10 protein-coding genes are annotated in these 16,805 nt (G+C 62.9%); all 10 read left to right on the top strand.

Annotated elements, in window-relative coordinates:
• Positions 1–389 precede the first annotated feature (389 nt).
• The 10 genes from BVH74_RS07885 (at position 390) to BVH74_RS07835 (ending at position 16,723) form a co-directional block, all read left to right on the top strand.
• Positions 390–2,519 carry a TonB-dependent receptor family protein gene (locus BVH74_RS07885; RefSeq protein ID WP_080049526.1) on the top strand — a complete coding sequence of 710 codons (2,130 nt, stop codon included), beginning with the start codon at positions 390–392 and terminating at the stop codon, positions 2,517–2,519.
• 550 nt (positions 2,520–3,069) lie between these two features.
• A complete protein-coding gene (gene uca / locus BVH74_RS07875; protein WP_080049524.1) occupies positions 3,070–6,690 on the top strand; it encodes an urea carboxylase in 3,621 nt (1,206 codons plus the stop codon).
• A 23-nt stretch (positions 6,691–6,713) separates the two neighbouring features.
• On the top strand, positions 6,714–7,451 hold the full coding sequence (locus BVH74_RS07870) for a GntR family transcriptional regulator (protein WP_080051664.1): 738 nt from the start codon (positions 6,714–6,716) through the stop codon (positions 7,449–7,451).
• A gap of 103 nt (positions 7,452–7,554) precedes the next feature.
• Positions 7,555–8,850 carry an urea ABC transporter substrate-binding protein gene (gene urtA / locus BVH74_RS07865; protein WP_080049523.1) on the top strand — a complete coding sequence of 432 codons (1,296 nt, stop codon included), beginning with the start codon at positions 7,555–7,557 and terminating at the stop codon, positions 8,848–8,850.
• A 116-nt stretch (positions 8,851–8,966) separates the two neighbouring features.
• The gene (gene urtB, locus BVH74_RS07860) at positions 8,967–10,607 is read left to right on the top strand and encodes an urea ABC transporter permease subunit UrtB (RefSeq protein ID WP_080049522.1); all 1,641 of its coding nucleotides are present in this window, start codon (positions 8,967–8,969) and stop codon (positions 10,605–10,607) included.
• 28 nt (positions 10,608–10,635) lie between these two features.
• The gene (urtC, locus tag BVH74_RS07855; protein WP_080049521.1) at positions 10,636–11,736 is read left to right on the top strand and encodes an urea ABC transporter permease subunit UrtC; all 1,101 of its coding nucleotides are present in this window, start codon (positions 10,636–10,638) and stop codon (positions 11,734–11,736) included.
• A gap of 53 nt (positions 11,737–11,789) precedes the next feature.
• The gene (urtD, locus tag BVH74_RS07850) at positions 11,790–12,569 is read left to right on the top strand and encodes an urea ABC transporter ATP-binding protein UrtD (protein WP_095625037.1); all 780 of its coding nucleotides are present in this window, start codon (positions 11,790–11,792) and stop codon (positions 12,567–12,569) included.
• Between the two features lie 2 nt (positions 12,570–12,571).
• Entirely contained in the window at positions 12,572–13,267 is a 696-nt protein-coding gene (gene urtE, locus BVH74_RS07845; protein WP_080049519.1) for an urea ABC transporter ATP-binding subunit UrtE, read from the top strand.
• A 218-nt stretch (positions 13,268–13,485) separates the two neighbouring features.
• Entirely contained in the window at positions 13,486–14,469 is a 984-nt protein-coding gene (locus tag BVH74_RS07840; RefSeq protein WP_080049518.1) for a TAXI family TRAP transporter solute-binding subunit, read from the top strand.
• Positions 14,470–14,536: 67 nt separating this feature from the next.
• On the top strand, positions 14,537–16,723 hold the full coding sequence (locus BVH74_RS07835) for a TRAP transporter permease (protein ID WP_080049517.1): 2,187 nt from the start codon (positions 14,537–14,539) through the stop codon (positions 16,721–16,723).
• The last annotated feature ends 82 nt before the right edge of the window (positions 16,724–16,805 follow it).

Genomic DNA, 16,805 nt, shown 5'->3' with positions numbered 1-16,805 from the left:
GCCAACACACAACCCGGGGGTGCGAACGTCTGATCAGTATCCCCACTTTGGTTCGCCTACTTCCCAAGGCGTGCGCCGAAAGCAATAAGTCCGGAAAACCCCGGTCTTGCTGTCTCGTCGTCAGTACTTGAGCCGTATGGATCGTGCCAGCCTCAACGTTCGGGGCGAACCATAAAACCAAGTGACCACGGGGTCAAGAGCTGCCGGTCAAATAGCTGCGCAGACGGGTATCGCACTGACTGGCCAGCGGGAAATTTTCCCAGTCCAATCGCCACAGGTAGAGCGACCAAAGCAGCCCGCCAGCCCAACACCCGGGCAATATTCCCTGGCCAGCCGGGATGTCAGCATGCAGACGTGACTAATCTGACATCCATAATAAGGAACACACGATGCCTGCTCTGACTCCGATCGCTCGGGCGGTAAAGCTCACCGCCCTGCTCTGTTTGCCCGGCCTGGCCCTGGCACAGACCAGCGAACAGCCCCTGCAACTGCCGTCGATGGACGTGCGCAGCCTGGTTCCCAGCGAGATCCAGGGCATGCCCGGGGCTGCCAATCTGCTAAGCCGTGAAACTCTGGATATCTACAAGCCCTACAGCCTGCATGACGCCTTCGACTTCGTGCCTGGGGTAAGGACCATTGACGATGATGTGCTCGGACTGCGCTCGGGTATCGGCATCCGCGGCGCGCCACCGCGGCGTTCGCGTAAGGTGCTGTTGCTTGAAGACGGTACGCCAATCAACAACAGCGCCTATCTGGACTCTGGCGCCCATTACACCCCGCCGATGCAGCGCCTGGAGCAGATTGAGGTCCTCAAGGGGGCCGGCCAGATTGTCCATGGGCCGCTGAACAACCATGGCATCATCAACTTCCGCAATCTCAAACCAACGGCTACCCCGCAGACCAAGGTCGAACTGGGCGCTGGCAACCAGGACACCCGTCAGGTTCACCTCATGCATCGGCGCACCGAAGGTCCGGTAGGCATGGTCTTCGCCTACACCAGCCAAGAGGCTGACGGCACCTTTGATGTCGAGGAGCACGAATTCGACGATTTCTACGCTGCGTTGCAATGGCAGATCAACGAACGCCACCAACTGGCGACCTCGGCCACCTACTTCCGTGAACGCAGCCAGGGCTATGACGAGAGCAATCTGTCTCTGGCCGAGTACCGCAACAAGCCGCGCAGCAAGCGCCAGCTTGATGAAGCCAGAGAGTTCAACAACATCTCGGTGGACTACTACAAACTGGATCTGACCCACAACTTCCAGCTCAGCAATGACGTGCGGCTGTCGAGCAAGGTGTTCGCCACTGAGCTGGATCGTCCCCGGTTCCAGACTCGTGGCACGTCGCCGCGTGAGGGTGGCGTCATGGAAGGCCGTGACCGCCGTTACCACACGCTCGGTGCCGACAGCCGCATCGATATCGGCAATCTCCATGCCCTGGGCCTGGAGCATCGGCTGCAGGCCGGGCTGCGCTATGAGAAGCACCGCTTCGCCGACCGCCGCCCAGTCGGCCGCCCCGGTGAATATCTAAAGGAAAGCAACCGCGGCAATGTCTATGCCCGTGCCGGCGTGGATGGTTACACCCGCGATGGCCGGCTGGTTAGCTACGATGCCGAGGCGGTATCCGGTTTTATCCAGAACACCCTGAGCTGGGGTGACTGGGCCATTACCCCAGGCCTGCGCTACGAGACCTACAACCAGTACAAGAAGACCAACTTCCGCCCCGGCAGCTCAGACGAAGGCAGTCGTGACAAGGACAGCAACAGTCTTTGGCTGCCGGGCATCAGCCTGCTGTACAGTGGCTTTAACGCCACCGAGATCTACGCCGGCATCCATCGTGGCTACGCCCCGGCCTCAGCCCGGACCGATGACTTCCCACTGACGCCGGAAACCGGCATCAATAGCCAGATCGGTGTACGCAGCCACGCCCTGCGCGGGGTTAGCCTGGACGCAGCCTTCTTCTATAACCGGATCAAGGACACTCTGATCCGTGACAGCGTCGACAGCTTCGGTGATGCGCTGTTCATCAACGCCGCCAACTCGCATGTCCATGGTCTGGATCTGGGCGCGCGGATCGACTCCGATGCCTTCTACAACTCACCTTACAACCTGTTCGCCGAGCTGGCTCTGAACTTCACCAAGGCGCGCTTCAGCAACGGGCCGCTCAAGGGCAACCAGGTACCGGAAGTACCGACCCGGGTCGGCAGCCTGACCCTGGGGGTCGAGCATGCTGCCGGCTGGCAGCTGAGTGTCACCACCAGCCACTTCGGTGCCTTCTACACCGACATCGAGAATACCCGGGCGCTGGATGTAACCGGCAGCGAGGACGACGCCGGTCGGGTCCCAGGCCGAACTCTGTGGTCGGCCAGGGCCAGCTACCAGCTGCCGACCAGGCTGGACACCACCCTGTGGCTGCAAGGCCGCAACCTGAGCGACAAGCTGTATATCGCCGACATTCAGGAAGGCATCCGCCCCGGCGCCCCGCGCACCGTGGTCGGCGGGGTGACCTTCCGCTTCTGAGTGCTCCTTGCGCCAACCTGGCGTTTGTGCCGACCGGGCTTTGCGGTCGGCTTTTTTTTCCTTGCCAGATCTGGATCGCCACGGGCCGTTGGCCCTCGCGATGACCTGCGGTTGGAACACCTTGTACCGAGTCAACGCCGATACGTCATTGCGAAGACCAAAGGTCTGAAGCAATCCAGGAGAAGCCCGACCAAGGGCACATACCAGTGCACCACATTGAGCCCCAACGCCCCCGCACGGTGCACATCCATGTGCATAACACCCCTCAGCGCAGTCCTGAAATCTCCCACTAACAAAAGCCAACCCCCTGATTCCAAAGGGCGCAAGCGTATTTCCTGACCATTTATCGAAAACTGGCACGCTCCCTGCTGAATACCAGCTTGCATACAAGTCGGTATTCCACAACAGCAGGACAACGGCATGACTCGATCGACCACCAGGAGTTTGCCCCCGATCCCAGGGACGGCGCGACACCCCATACCGGCGTTCGCCCTCCATGCGGCCTGCCCGACCTTTTCCTCCAGCCAATAGCCGCCTGATGGATCACGCCATGCTCAGCAAAGTATTGATCGCCAACCGTGGGGAGATTGCCGTCCGCATCGCCCGCACTCTCAAAGCCATGGGCATCACCTCAGTTGCCATTTACTCCGAGGCCGACCGCAATAGCGCCCACGTCAGCGCCTGCGACGAAGCCATCGCCCTGGGTGGCCACAGCGCTGCCGACAGCTATTTGCAAGCCGAACGCATTCTCGCTGCGGCCCTTGAGTGTGGTGCCCAGGCGATCATCCCCGGTTATGGTTTTCTGTCCGAGAACGCCGGCTTTTCCGAACAATGCGAAGCAGCCGGCATCGCCTTCTGCGGTCCGACTGCCGAGCAGATCCGCCAGTTCGGCCTCAAGCACACCTCACGTGAAATCGCCGAACAGGCCGGTGTGCCGCTGACGCCGGGTACCGGTCTGCTCGACTCGGTTGAACAGGCCTGCAGCGCTGCCAGCGAACTGGGTTATCCGGTCATGCTCAAAAGCACCGCTGGCGGTGGTGGCATTGGCCTGACCCGCTGTGATGATGAAGCCGCTCTGATTGATGCCTTCGAGAGCGTCAAGCGCCTGGGCCAGAACTTTTTCAGCGACAGCGGTGTGTTTCTTGAGCGCTTTGTCGACAACGCCCGCCACGTCGAAGTCCAGATCTTCGGTGATGGCCTGGGCAACGTGATTGCTCTGGGCGAGCGCGACTGCTCACTGCAGCGGCGCAACCAGAAGGTGGTCGAGGAAACCCCGGCCCCGCACCTGCCCGCCGCCACCCGCGAAAGACTGCTGGAGGCCTCGGTCAGTCTGGGCAAGGCCGTCAACTACCGCAGCGCCGGTACCGTCGAATACATCTATGACGCCGCCCGCGACGCCTTCTATTTTCTCGAAGTGAACACCCGTCTGCAGGTCGAACACCCGATCACCGAAGCCTGCACCGGCGTCGATCTGGTCGAGTGGATGACTCTGACGGCGGCGGGTCAGCCGCCGGCGCTCAATGAGCTGGTGATCGAGCCCAAGGGGGCCGCTATCGAAGTGCGCCTGTACGCCGAAGACCCGGTGCGCGACTTCCAGCCCTCGCCCGGTGTACTGACCGAGGTGCAGTTCCCCGAGCACGCCCGGATCGACACCTGGGTCGCCACCGGCACCGAGGTCTCGCCCTATTACGACCCGATGATCGCCAAGCTGATCGTCCACGGCCATGACCGGGCCGATGCCATCGGCAAAATGCGCGAAGCGCTGAATGCCACCCGCATCGCCGGTATCGCCAGCAACCTCGACTATCTGCGCCAGATCATCGATGCCGAGTTCTTCGCCGCAGGCGAGGTGGCAACCAACCGTCTGGCCAGCTTCGCCTACCAGCCACCGGTGATCGAAGTACTGCAACCGGGCACCTACAGCAGCGTGCAGGATTATCCGGGCCGGGCCGGCTACTGGAGCGTTGGCGTACCGCCCTCCGGGCCGATGGATGACTATGCCTTCCGCCTGGGCAACCGCATCGTCGGCAATCACGACAGTGCTGCCGGTCTGGAGTTCACCCTGATCGGGCCTAAGCTGCGCTTTCATGTCGATACCGTAATCGCTCTGACCGGCGCCGCCTCGGCCGCCCATCTGGACGGCCAGCCGCTGCCGTTCTGGACCCCGATCACGGTCAAGGCCGGGCAGGTGCTGGACATGGGCAAGGCCGAAACCGGCTGCCGCAGCTATCTGGCCGTGCGCAACGGCATTGATGTACCGGTTTATCTGGGCAGCCGCTCGACCTTCGCCCTCGGCCAGTTCGGCGGCCATGCCGGACGCACTCTGCGTGCCGCCGACATGCTGCCGATCAGCAATCCGGCACTGGCCGCCTGCACCACCCCGGCACCGCTGTTCGAGCCGGCACCGGCCCCGGCCGGGCTGATCCCCGAGTATCCGCAGGAATGGGAAATCGGTGTACTGTACGGCCCACATGGCGCGCCGGACTTCTTCACCGATGAAGCCATCGAGATGTTCTTCTCCACCGCCTGGGAAGTGCACTACAACTCCAACCGCCTGGGCATCCGCCTGAACGGCCCCAAGCCGACCTGGACCCGCAGCGACGGCGGCGAAGCCGGGCTGCACCCCTCGAACATTCACGACACTGAATATGCGGTCGGCTCGATCAACTTCACCGGCGACATGCCGGTGATCCTGACCAAGGACGGCCCCAGCCTCGGCGGCTTTGTTTGCCCGGCGACCATCGTCAAGGCCGAGCTGTGGAAAGTCGGCCAGGTCAAACCGGGTGACCGTATCCGTTTCAAGCGCCTGAGCTTCGATACCGCCCTGGCCCTGGAACTGGCCCAGGACCGGGCCATCGAGGAGCTGGCCGAACAGCCTGCGGTAACGCCGCTGCCCGAGGTTCGCCCCGAACACAATCTCTCGGCCTGCATCCTCGCCGCGCTGCCCGAGCAGGGCAGCCGCCCGGAAGTCGCCTACCGTCAGGCCGGCGACAAGTACATCCTGCTCGAATACGGCCCCAACGTACTCGACCTGCGCCTGCGCCTGCGTGTTCATGCGCTGATGGAGGCGCTCAAGGCCCAGCCGATCGAAGGCATCATCGAGCTGTCGCCTGGGGTGCGCTCGTTGCAGATCAATTACGACAGCCGGCTGATTCACCAGCACGACCTGGTCGACCGCCTGCTGGTGCTGGAAACCCAGCTGCCGGACGCCAGCGCCATGCGGGTGCCGAGCCGGATCATTCACCTGCCGATGGCCTACGAGGACTCGGCGACCCTCGATGCCGTGGCGCGCTATCGCCAGTCGGTGCGCGACACCGCGCCCTGGCTGCCGAGCAACACCGAGTTCATGCGCCGGATCAACGGGCTGGACAGCGCCGAGCAGGTCCGCGACATCCTGTTCAGCGCCAGTTACATGGTGCTCGGCCTCGGTGACGTGTATCTGGGTGCGCCCTGCGCGGTGCCGGTCGATCCGCGCCATCGCCTGCTGACCTCCAAGTACAACCCGGCGCGGACCTACACCGCCGAAGGCACCGTCGGCATCGGTGGCGTGTACATGTGTATCTACGGCATGGACTCACCCGGTGGTTACCAGTTGGTCGGCCGCACCCTGCCGATCTGGAACAAGTTCCTCAAGAGCCCGGTGTTTGTCAACGGCGAGCCCTGGTTGCTGAAGTTCTTCGACCAGGTGCGCTACTACCCGGTCAGCGAAGATGAACTGACCGAGCAGCGCGAGGCATTCCGTGAAGGCCGGCTGAACCTCCACATCGAAGACAGCTATTTCGATCTGGCCGAACACGAGCAGTTTATTGCTGCCAACGCCGCCAGCATCACCGCTTTCAAGCAGCGTCAGCAGGCCGCCTTCAGCGAAGAGGTGGCCTTGTGGCAAGCCGATGAGCAGGCCCAGGTTGACGCGGCCCTGCAGGTCCGCACTCAGGACGGCCCGATCGAGGTCGACGGCCACGCCGTCACCGCCGACATCAGCGGCAACATCTGGAAACTGCTGGTCGAGCCTGGCCAGCAGGTCGAACCGGATCAGCCGCTGCTGATCGTCGAGGCGATGAAGATGGAATTCTCGGTCTACGCCGACCGCAGCGCCAAGGTGCTGGCCATTCACTGTGAACCGGGACGGCCGGTCAACGCCGGCGACCTGTTGCTGGTTCTTGAAGACTGAGGCGGACGATTAGCGTGCTGAAACTGGAAAGAGCCACCGGCGAACGCCGGCAGAACCTGACCGAGCGGATCTACCAACAGCTCAAGCAGAGCATCTTCGACTTCGAACTGTTGCCGGGCGACCGCTTCAGCGAGAACGAAATCGCCGAGCAGATGCAGGCCAGCCGCACCCCGGTGCGCGAAGCCCTGACCCGCTTGCAGCGTGAGGGCTTTGTCGCGGTCTCGTTCCGTAGCGGCTGGCAGGTTCGACCGTTCGACTTCGAGCAGTACGAACAGCTCTACGACGTACGCATCGTGCTGGAGATGGCGGCGGTCAAGCGCCTGTGCGAAATGCAGCCGGGGCCAGACCTGGAAGAACTCAAACAGGTCTGGCTGGTGGCCCCCGCTGAACGGCTGGACGACGGCCCGCGGGTCTGCGCGCTTGACGAGCGCTTTCATCAGAAGCTGGTGGAGGCCACCGGCAACGCCGAAATGGCCCGGATTCACCACGACCTGACCGAGCGCCTGCGCATCGTCCGCCGGATCGACTTCACCCAGCGGCCACGGATCGAGGCGACCTACATCGAGCACGGCAAGATCCTGCGCACCGTACTCGAACGCCGGGCCGACGAAGCCCAGTTGCTGCTTAAAAGTCATATCGAGGAAAGCAAGGCCGAGGTCCGCAAGATCACCCTGCACATGATCTTCGAGGCCCGCCAGCACCAGAACAAACTGAATACCAGCCAGCGGCCCGAAGCCACTGGCGAACAACAGAAGGCCTGAGGCAGAACAGGCCCAACGACGACAAGGAGGTCCATTGCCAGACACACCCGATGTTCCAGCAATAAACCTGATTTGAACACGCGCACACATCTGGAGAACGACAATGACATTGAAGAAACTGGTGAAACAGGCAGGCGCCCTGGGCGTAGCCTGCAGCATGGCCCTGACCGCCCTGGCGGTGCAGGCGGAAACCATCAAGGTCGGAGTTCTGCATTCGCTGTCCGGCACCATGGCGATTTCCGAAACCACCCTGAAAGACACCATGCTGATGCTGATCGAGGAGCAGAACAAGAAAGGCGGCCTGCTCGGCAAGCAACTGGAACCGGTAGTGGTCGACCCGGCCTCGAATTGGCCGCTGTTCGCCGAGCGTACCCGCGAACTGCTGGAGCAGCACAAGGTCGATGCGATCTTCGGCTGCTGGACCTCGGTCTCGCGCAAATCGGTACTGCCGGTGGTCGAAGAGCTCAACGGCATCCTGTTCTACCCGGTGCAGTACGAAGGTGAAGAATCCTCGCGCAACATCTTCTACACCGGGGCGGCGCCGAACCAGCAGGCGATTCCGGCAGTGGATTATCTGAAGGATGAACTGGGCATCGAACGCTGGGTACTGGCCGGTACCGACTACGTCTACCCGCGCACCACCAACCGTATCCTCGAGGCCTACCTCAAGGCCAACGGCGTGGCCGAGTCGGACATCATGATCAACTACACCCCGTTCGGCCACTCCGACTGGCAGAACATCGTCGCCGACATCAAGCGCTTCGGCAGCGCCGGCAAGAAGACCGCGGTAGTCTCGACCATCAACGGTGACGCCAACGTGCCGTTCTACCGTGAGCTGGGCAACCAGGGCGTATCGGCCGAAGACATTCCGGTCGTGGCCTTCTCGGTCGGCGAAGAAGAGCTGTCGGGGATCGACACCGCGCCGCTGGTCGGCCACATGGCCGCCTGGAACTACTTCATGAGCGAAGAGACCCCGGAGAACGAGGCCTTCATCAAGACCTGGCACGAGTTCATCGGCAACACCGAACGCGTCACCAATGACCCGATGGAAGCCCACTACATCGGCTTCAACATGTGGGTCAAAGCGGTCGAGAAAGCCGGCACCACCGATACCGACGCGGTCATCGACGCCATGATCGGCGTGCAGGTGCCGAACCTGACCGGCGGCGTCAGCACTATGCTGGCCAACCACCACATCACCAAGCCGGTACTGATTGGCGAAATCCAGGACGACGGCCAGTTCCTGACTGTCTCGCGTACCGACGATCTGGTTCCAGGCGATGCCTGGTCCAAGTATCTGGAAGGCAGCAAGGACCTGATCGCCGACTGGACTGCGCCGATCAACTGCGGCAACTACAACACCAAAACCAATACCTGCCTGGGCACCAGCACCCAGTGACCGGTGAGCGCCCCGGGCCTGCCGGGGCGCCTTGTGGAGCTTAAGCCCCACATTGACAGACAGAACCACGACACCCTGCCCGGCACTTGCCGGGCACCTGATTCAGGACTGCGGTTATGACCTTACACTCATTCTGGCGACGGCTGCGCGCTGCCGGACTATGGCTGATCCTGCTGGCCGGTCTGGGCCTGGGCTGGACCGCACAGGCCGACCCGCTAGCCGAGCACGTGCCCGCCGACCCGGACTTTGCCAGCCTGGTCCAGCAACTCCCGCAGGGCAGCCTGCAGCAGCGCGCCGCTACCGTGACGCAAATGGCCAGCCTTGACCACGACCGACTGATCGATGTGCTGACCGCCTTGCAGGACGGCAATCTGCAGGCCAACCGCGATACCCCGCCGCTGGTCGTCATCCGTGACGGCAACCGGACATTCGATGCCCTCAGTGGCGAGCTGCTGGACGACCTCAGTGGCCTGCGCCGCATCCCGATCAACAACAGCCTGCGCAGCCAGTTGCGCAGCCTGCTGGCCCAGCTCAACCTGAGCCATGACAGTGCCGAGGTCCGCTACAACGCGGTACGCCGGTTTATCCGCGACGGCATCGACAGCGACGCCATCGCCCTGCTGCTGGAGCGCCAGCAGATCGAAGACAGTGGCCGGGTCAGCGATGCCATCGACACCGCCTTGGCGCTGTACCAACTGCAAGGCGTCGATCAGACCCTGCGTCTGCAGGCGATCGACACCCTCAGCGGCTCGCTGGAACGCGAGGCACGCAACGCTCTGAGCCGGATCGCCGAGCAGGATGCCGATCCGCAGCTGCGCGCCGCCGCCCGGTCGGCACTGGATTCGATCCAGACCAAGATCCAGTTCTATCGCTTCGTCGAAAACCTGTTCTTTGGCCTCAGCCTGGGCTCGATCCTGCTGCTGGCCGCCATCGGCCTGGCCATTACCTTCGGCGTCATGGGCGTGATCAACATGGCCCATGGCGAGTTGATCATGATCGGTGCCTATACCACCTGGGGCGTGCAGGTCCTGTTCCCCGGGCTGATCGAATGGAGCCTGCTGATCGCCATCCCGGCCGCCTTCATCATCGCCGGGCTGGTCGGCATCGCCATCGAGCGCGGGGTAATCCGGTTTCTCTACGGCCGGCCGCTGGAAACCCTGCTGGCCACCTTCGGTATCAGCCTGATCCTGCAACAGGCGGTACGCAGCCTGTTCAGCCCGCTCAACCGCCCGGTCACCTCACCGGAATGGATCAGCGGCACCCTGACCCTAAACCCGGTGCTGTCGATCACCTATACCCGGCTGTACATCCTGCTGTTCGGGCTGATGGTGTTCTTCGCCCTGCTGCTGGTGATGAAGCGCACCAGCCTCGGCCTCAAGGTGCGCGCGGTATCGCAGAACCGGGCCATGGCCCGGGCAGTCGGGGTCCGCTCCAGCTGGGTCGATGCCCTGACCTTTGGCCTGGGTTCAGGTATCGCCGGTATCGCCGGGGTGGCGCTGTCGCAGATCACCAACGTCGGCCCCAACCTCGGACAGGCCTACATCATCGACTCGTTCATGGTGGTGGTATTCGGCGGGGTCGGCAATCTCTGGGGCACCCTGGTCAGCGCCATGAGCCTGGGGCTGATCAACAACTTCCTCGAACCCTATGCCGGGGCCATGCTGGCCAAGGTGCTGGTACTGGTGATGCTGATCCTATTCATCCAGAAGAAACCCAAGGGCCTGTTCCCGCAGAAGGGCCGGGCGGCGGCCGACTGAGCCGCACGCCCCATTACGAGAGACACTTATGCTGACTCAACGTTTGTTACTCAGTGATCGCGGCGGCATGCTGGTGCTGGGCCTGGTGCTGCTGATGGCGATTATCGTGCCGATCTGCAACCTGGCGCTGCCCACCAACTCGCCGTTCTACATCTCCAACTTCACCGTGGCCCTGCTCGGCAAGTTTCTGTGCTTTGCCCTGCTGGCGCTGTCGGTCGACCTGATCTGGGGTTATGCCGGCATTCTCTCGCTCGGCCATGGCGCCTTCTTCAGCCTCGGTGGCTACGGCATGGGCATGTACCTGATGCGCCAGATCGGTGACCGTGGCGTCTACGGTCACCCGGAGCTGATGGACTTCATGGTGATCCTCAACTGGGAAACCCTGCCCTGGTACTGGCAGGGCTTCGAGATGTTCTGGTTCGCCGCACTGATGATCCTGCTGGTGCCCGGGCTGCTGGCCCTGGTGTTCGGCTGGCTGGCGTTTCGCTCGCGGGTCACCGGGGTGTATTTTGCGATCATCACCCAGGCCCTGACCTTCGCCCTGATGCTGGCCTTCTTCCGCAACGAAATGGGCTTTGGCGGCAACAACGGGCTGAACGATTTCAAGGAAATCCTCGGCTTCGACATCACCGCCAAGACCACCCGGGCCGGGCTGTTCGTCGCCTCGGCCATTGCCCTGATTCTCGGCTACCTGGCTTGCCGTTACATCGTCACCTCACGCATGGGCCGGGTGCTGATCGCGATCCGCGATGCCGAAAGCCGGACCCGCTTCAGCGGCTATCAGGTCGAGTCCTACAAGCTCTGGCTGTTCGTGTTTTCGGCCACGCTGGCGGCGGTGGCCGGTGCGCTCTACGTGCCCCAGGTCGGCATCATCAACCCCGGCGAGTTCTCGCCGCTGAACTCGATCGAAATGGTGGTCTGGGTCGCCACCGGTGGGCGTGGCACCCTGTTCGGCGCGATTGTCGGCGCCTTCTCGGTCAACTACGCCAAAACCTTCTTTACCACCTTCTCGCCGGAAACCTGGCTGTTCATTCTGGGCGCGCTGTTCGTGCTGGTCACCCTGTTGCTGCCCAAGGGCATCGTCGGGCTGCTGGACAAACTGGTACGCCGCAAGGGAGACAAGGCATGACCACACTGGCGCAATTCCGTGAAACCTGGCGCCGCGACCGGGTGTTCGATTTCATGCTACCAACCCCGGAGTTCGAGCGGCCGGTGGATACCAGGCACGGCCCGATTCTCTACGTCGAGGACGTCAGCGTCAGCTTCGACGGCTTCAAGGCGCTGAACAACCTCAACCTGTATATCGACGACGGCGAACTGCGCTGCATCATCGGTCCCAACGGCGCCGGCAAGACCACCATGATGGACGTGATCACCGGCAAGACCCGGCCCGATACCGGCAGCGTCTATTTTGGCCAGCGCATTGATCTGCTCAAGCTGTCAGAGCACCAGATCGCCCGTGGCGGAATCGGCCGCAAGTTCCAGAAACCGACCATTTTCGAGGCGCTCAGCGTCTACGAAAACCTGGAGCTGGCCACCGCCGCTGACAAGCGTGTGTGGTACACCCTGACCCGCCAGTTGAACGGTGAGCAGCGCGACCGGATCAATGAGGTCCTGATCCAGATCGGTCTGGTCGACAAGCGCCACAGCAACGCCGGCGAGCTGTCCCACGGCCAGAAGCAGTGGCTGGAGATCGGCATGCTGCTGATGCAGAACCCCCGGGTGCTGCTGGTCGATGAGCCGGTGGCGGGGATGACCGGCGAAGAAGTCGAGCACACCGCCAACCTGCTGACCTCACTGGCCGGCAAGCACTCGGTGATCGTGGTCGAGCATGACATGGCCTTCGTCCGCTCGATCGCGCGCAAGGTCACGGTGCTGCACCAGGGCAGCGTGCTGGCCGAAGGAACCATGGATCAGGTGCAGAATGACCCGCGCGTAATCGAAGTCTATCTGGGGGAATAAGCGTGCTGAGCATCCAGGGTATCAACCAGTACTACAACCAGAGCCACATCCTCTGGGATCTCGACCTTGAGCTCAAGGAAGGCACCTGCGGCTGCCTGCTCGGACGCAACGGGGTGGGCAAGACGACCCTGCTCAAGTGCGTGACCGGGCTGCTGCCGATCCGCGATGGCCAGATCCTGCTCGACGGTCAGGACATCACCCGCCTGAGCACGGAAAACCGCGCCCGGGCAGGGATCGGTTACGTCCCCCAGGGCCGCGAGATATTTCCGCTGCTGACGGTGGAAGAAAACCTGAAGATTTCGCTCGGCGCGCGCAAGGACCGTGCCCGGCAGATCCCTGCGCAGATCTATGAGCTGTTTCCGGTACTCAAGGAAATGAAACACCGGCGCGGCGGCGACCTGTCCGGCGGCCAGCAGCAGCAACTGGCCATCGGCCGGGCGCTGGTGCTCGACCCCAAGCTGCTGATCCTCGACGAGCCAACCGAGGGCATCCAGCCCAACATCGTGCGCGACATCAGCGACGTGATCCGCAAACTCAACAGCGAACTGGGGCTGACCGTGCTGCTGGTGGAACAGAAACTGCCGTTCGCTCGCCGCGCCGCCGATGATTTCTTCATCATGGAGCGTGGCCGGGTGGTCGCCAACGGGCCGATGACCGATCTTGACGACAGCCTGATCCAGCAGTATCTGACCGTGTAATGACGCGACCAGAGCCTGACACCTGATGGGTGGATTTCCACCCATCAGCCTTTCCAGCAGTGGCATGATTCCACCCGAAAAAAACCGCCTAAAATCCACCAACCTCTCTGCATCAGCACTTTCAGCCTTGTGGCACAGCCCTTGCTCCAGTGCCTGTGATAGCTCCGCAGTCAACACCCGACCCGCGGATACAACAAGCACAAAAACTGGAGTCCAGCATGAAAACACTGCGCACCCTGGCGTTGGCCAGTCTGTCTGTCACTGCCCTGCTTACCACCACCCTCACCCAGGCCCAGGATCGCAGCGGCTGGCCGTCCAACTTTACGGTCGGCACCGCCAGCCAGGGCGGTACCTATTTCGCCTATGGCTCGGGCTGGGCCAATTTCATCGCCGAACAACTTGGAGTATCGGCCGGTGCCGAGGTTACCGGTGGTCCGGTACAGAACATGGCGCTGGTGCATACCGGCGATCTGGCCTTCGGCTTCACCACCATGGGTCCGGCCCAGGATGCGCTGGAGGGCAAGAGCCCGCTGGCTCCAGGCATGCCGCTGGACAATGCCTGTGCGATCTTCCCGATGTTCGAAACCCCGTTCTCGCTGGCGGCGCTGGGCAACTCCGGGATCAACAGTGTCAGTGACATTCCGCGCGGTACCCGGATCGGCTTCGGCCCGGCCGGCTCGACCGCCGACAGCTACTTCCCGCGCATGCTGGAAACCCTGGGCGCTAACTTCAGCCGGCGCAACGGCAGCTGGGCCGACCTGGGTGGGCAGATGCAGGATGGCCTGCTGGGCATGGTCGGCTTCGCCGCCGGGGTGCCGATTCCGACCATCAGCCAACTGGAAGTGCAGACCTCAGTCAACGTGATCTCCTTCAGCGAAGAGGAAGTGGCACAACTGACCGCCAACTTCCCGGTCTCCGAGTTCATCATTCCGGCCGGTACCTACAACACCCTCAAGCAAGATGCCCGCGCCGTGGCCATGTGGAACTTCGCGGTTGCCAACTGTGATCTGCCGGAAAGCTTCGTCTATGAAGTCACCCGTCTGACCATGGAAAACAACGCCCGCATGGTCTCGATCCATCAGGCCGCGATGACCAGCATTCCTGAGAACCTGGACAAGAACAGCGTGCTGCCCTGGCACCCAGGTGCGGCGCGCTGGTTCGCCGAGAACGGCCACAGCATCGACCCGGCCCTGATCAAGTAAGCGACCCATTCCTTGCCCACTGCCACCCCGCCCAACGCGGGGTGGATCGAGCCCTTGCAGGTGTCCCATGACCCAGTCCACTGCCCATACCCCTGAAGATCCACGCCTGAGCGAACGGCCGCCAGCCCCGGTGCTGGTTGAAGGCGTCGACGACGAGCCGGTCGAAGGCAATCGCCGGATGTTTCACGGCTGGCTGCTGCGCGCGGTTGCGCTGCTGGCTATCGCCTATTCGGCGTTCCATCTCTATGTCCTGAATATCGCGCCGATGGAAACCTGGAGTTTCCGTATCATCCACGTGGCCGGCGCCCTGATCCTCGGCTTTCTGCTGTTCTCCGGCAGCCGCTTCAGTGACAGCCCAGCGCGGCGCCAGCGCTGGCTGGACGCCGCCGCACTGCTGGCCCTGCTGCCGGCGCTGTACGCGTTGTGGCAAAGTTTCGCCATGTACCTGCTGCTGCAGGACGGCGCCATGCGGGTGCCGGTCGAGATCGAGGTCTGGCATTACGGTTGGCCGCTGCTGGCCGCCAGCGCCGTGGGCATCGTGCTCGGCTGGCTGCAATGCCAGCGCCGCAGCCGCTTCAGCCTGCCGGATCTGGTGTTGATCGTCTGCGCGCTGGCCAGCGCCGGCTATTTTCTGGTGGTGTTCAACTCGCCGATGCGTATGAGTACCGGCACGCCATTTGCTCCGGTTGGCATGACCTTCGCCGCCGTGGCCGGCACCGCGCTGATCATGGAACTGACCCGCCGGGTCGCCGGCCTGGCTCTGGTGATCATTGCCCTGCTGTTCGTTGGCTATGTGTTTGCCGGCCCACACCTGCCGAGCTTTCTTGGCTATCCGGGCCTGAGCCTGCAGCGCTTCTTCAGCCAGGTCTATACCGACATCGGCGTGCTTGGCCCGACCACAGCGGTCTCCTCGACCTACATCATCCTGTTCATCATCTTCGCCGCCTTCCTGCAGGCCTCCAAGGTCGGTGATTACTTCGTCAACTTCGCCTTCGCGGTCGCCGGACGTTCGCGCGGCGGGCCGGCCAAGGTCTCGATCTTCGCCTCCGGTCTGATGGGCATGATCAACGGCACCAGCGCCGGCAATGTGGTGTCCACCGGCTCGCTGACCATCCCGCTGATGAAGAAGGTTGGCTACAACAAAAAGACCGCTGGCGCGGTCGAAGCGGCAGCTTCCACCGGGGGGCAGATCATGCCGCCGATCATGGGTGCCGGGGCCTTCATCATGGCCGAGATCACCGGTATTCCCTATACCGAGATCGCCATTGCGGCGGTGATTCCGGCGATCCTGTATTTCGCCTCGGTGTACTTCATGGTTGATCTGGAGGCAGCCAAGACCGGCATGCGCGGCATGCGCAAGGACGAGTTGCCAGTGCTGTCCAAACTGCTGCGCCAGGTGTATCTGTTCGTGCCGATCCTGATTCTGATCGTGGCGCTGTTTCTCGGCTACTCGGTGATCCGCGCCGGTACCCTGGCCACGGTCGCGGCGGCGGTCGTCAGTTGGCTGTCACCGAACAAGATGGGGCTGCGCGGCATTCTGCGAGCATTGGAGCTGGCCGGCATCATGTCGATCCAGATCATCGTGGTCTGCGCCTGTGCCGGGGTGATCGTCGGCGTCATCGCCCTGACCGGGGTCGGTGCGCGGTTCTCCTCGCTGCTGCTGGGCCTGGCCGATGCCAGCCAGTTGCTGGCGCTGGTGTTCGCCATGCTGATCTCAATCATTCTCGGCATGGGCATGCCAACCACTGCCGCCTATGCGGTAGCTGCATCGGTGGTGGCGCCGGGGCTGATCCAGCTCGGTATCGACCCGCTGACCGCGCACTTCTTCGTGTTCTACTTCGCGGTGGTCTCGGCCATTACCCCGCCGGTGGCTCTGGCATCGTTCGCCGCCGCCGGGATTTCCGGAGCCAATCCGATGCAGACTTCGATGGCTTCGTTCAAGATTGGCCTGGCGGCCTTCATCGTACCGTTCATGTTCTTCTACAACGGCGCCCTGCTGATGAACGCCAGCTATCTGGCGATTGCCCAGGCGCTGGTCACCGCCAGCATCGGTGTCTACCTGCTGTCGGCCGGCGTCCAGGCCTGGTTCCTGCGTCAGGCGGCCAACTGGCCGGTGCGCGCGCTGCTGATCGGCGCCGCCTTCCTGATGATCGCCGGCGGACTGGTCACCGATCTGCTGGGAATAGGCACCGCCATTGCTGCCTTTGTGCTGCAGCGTCAGTTCAGCCGCCCGGCACCATTGCCTCAGGCCTGAACCCGAGCACCCGCCGGCCCTGCGTCGGCGGGTTGTTCCCACCCTCCCGGACCGCTACTCTGAGGTCCATACCCCTTTGGCA

This window comes from Halopseudomonas phragmitis (assembly GCF_002056295.1).
GTDB lineage: Bacteria > Pseudomonadota > Gammaproteobacteria > Pseudomonadales > Pseudomonadaceae > Halopseudomonas > Halopseudomonas phragmitis.
The sequence above is the reverse complement of the archived record's forward strand: the minus strand, read 5'-3'. Positions and strand labels throughout refer to the sequence as shown.

What these genes read in the sequence shown, in the direction of transcription:
- urtC (WP_080049521.1), top strand. Translation starts at nt 10,636, where the DNA reads ATGCTGACTCAACGTTTGTTACTCAGTGATCGCGGCGGCATGCTGGTG.
- BVH74_RS07835 (WP_080049517.1), top strand. Translation starts at nt 14,537, where the DNA reads ATGACCCAGTCCACTGCCCATACCCCTGAAGATCCACGCCTGAGCGAA.
- urtA (WP_080049523.1), top strand. Translation starts at nt 7,555, where the DNA reads ATGACATTGAAGAAACTGGTGAAACAGGCAGGCGCCCTGGGCGTAGCC.
- urtB (WP_080049522.1), top strand. Translation starts at nt 8,967, where the DNA reads ATGACCTTACACTCATTCTGGCGACGGCTGCGCGCTGCCGGACTATGG.
- BVH74_RS07885 (WP_080049526.1), top strand. Translation starts at nt 390, where the DNA reads ATGCCTGCTCTGACTCCGATCGCTCGGGCGGTAAAGCTCACCGCCCTG.
- uca (WP_080049524.1), top strand. Translation starts at nt 3,070, where the DNA reads ATGCTCAGCAAAGTATTGATCGCCAACCGTGGGGAGATTGCCGTCCGC.
- BVH74_RS07840 (WP_080049518.1), top strand. Translation starts at nt 13,486, where the DNA reads ATGAAAACACTGCGCACCCTGGCGTTGGCCAGTCTGTCTGTCACTGCC.
- urtD (WP_095625037.1), top strand. Translation starts at nt 11,790, where the DNA reads ATGCTACCAACCCCGGAGTTCGAGCGGCCGGTGGATACCAGGCACGGC.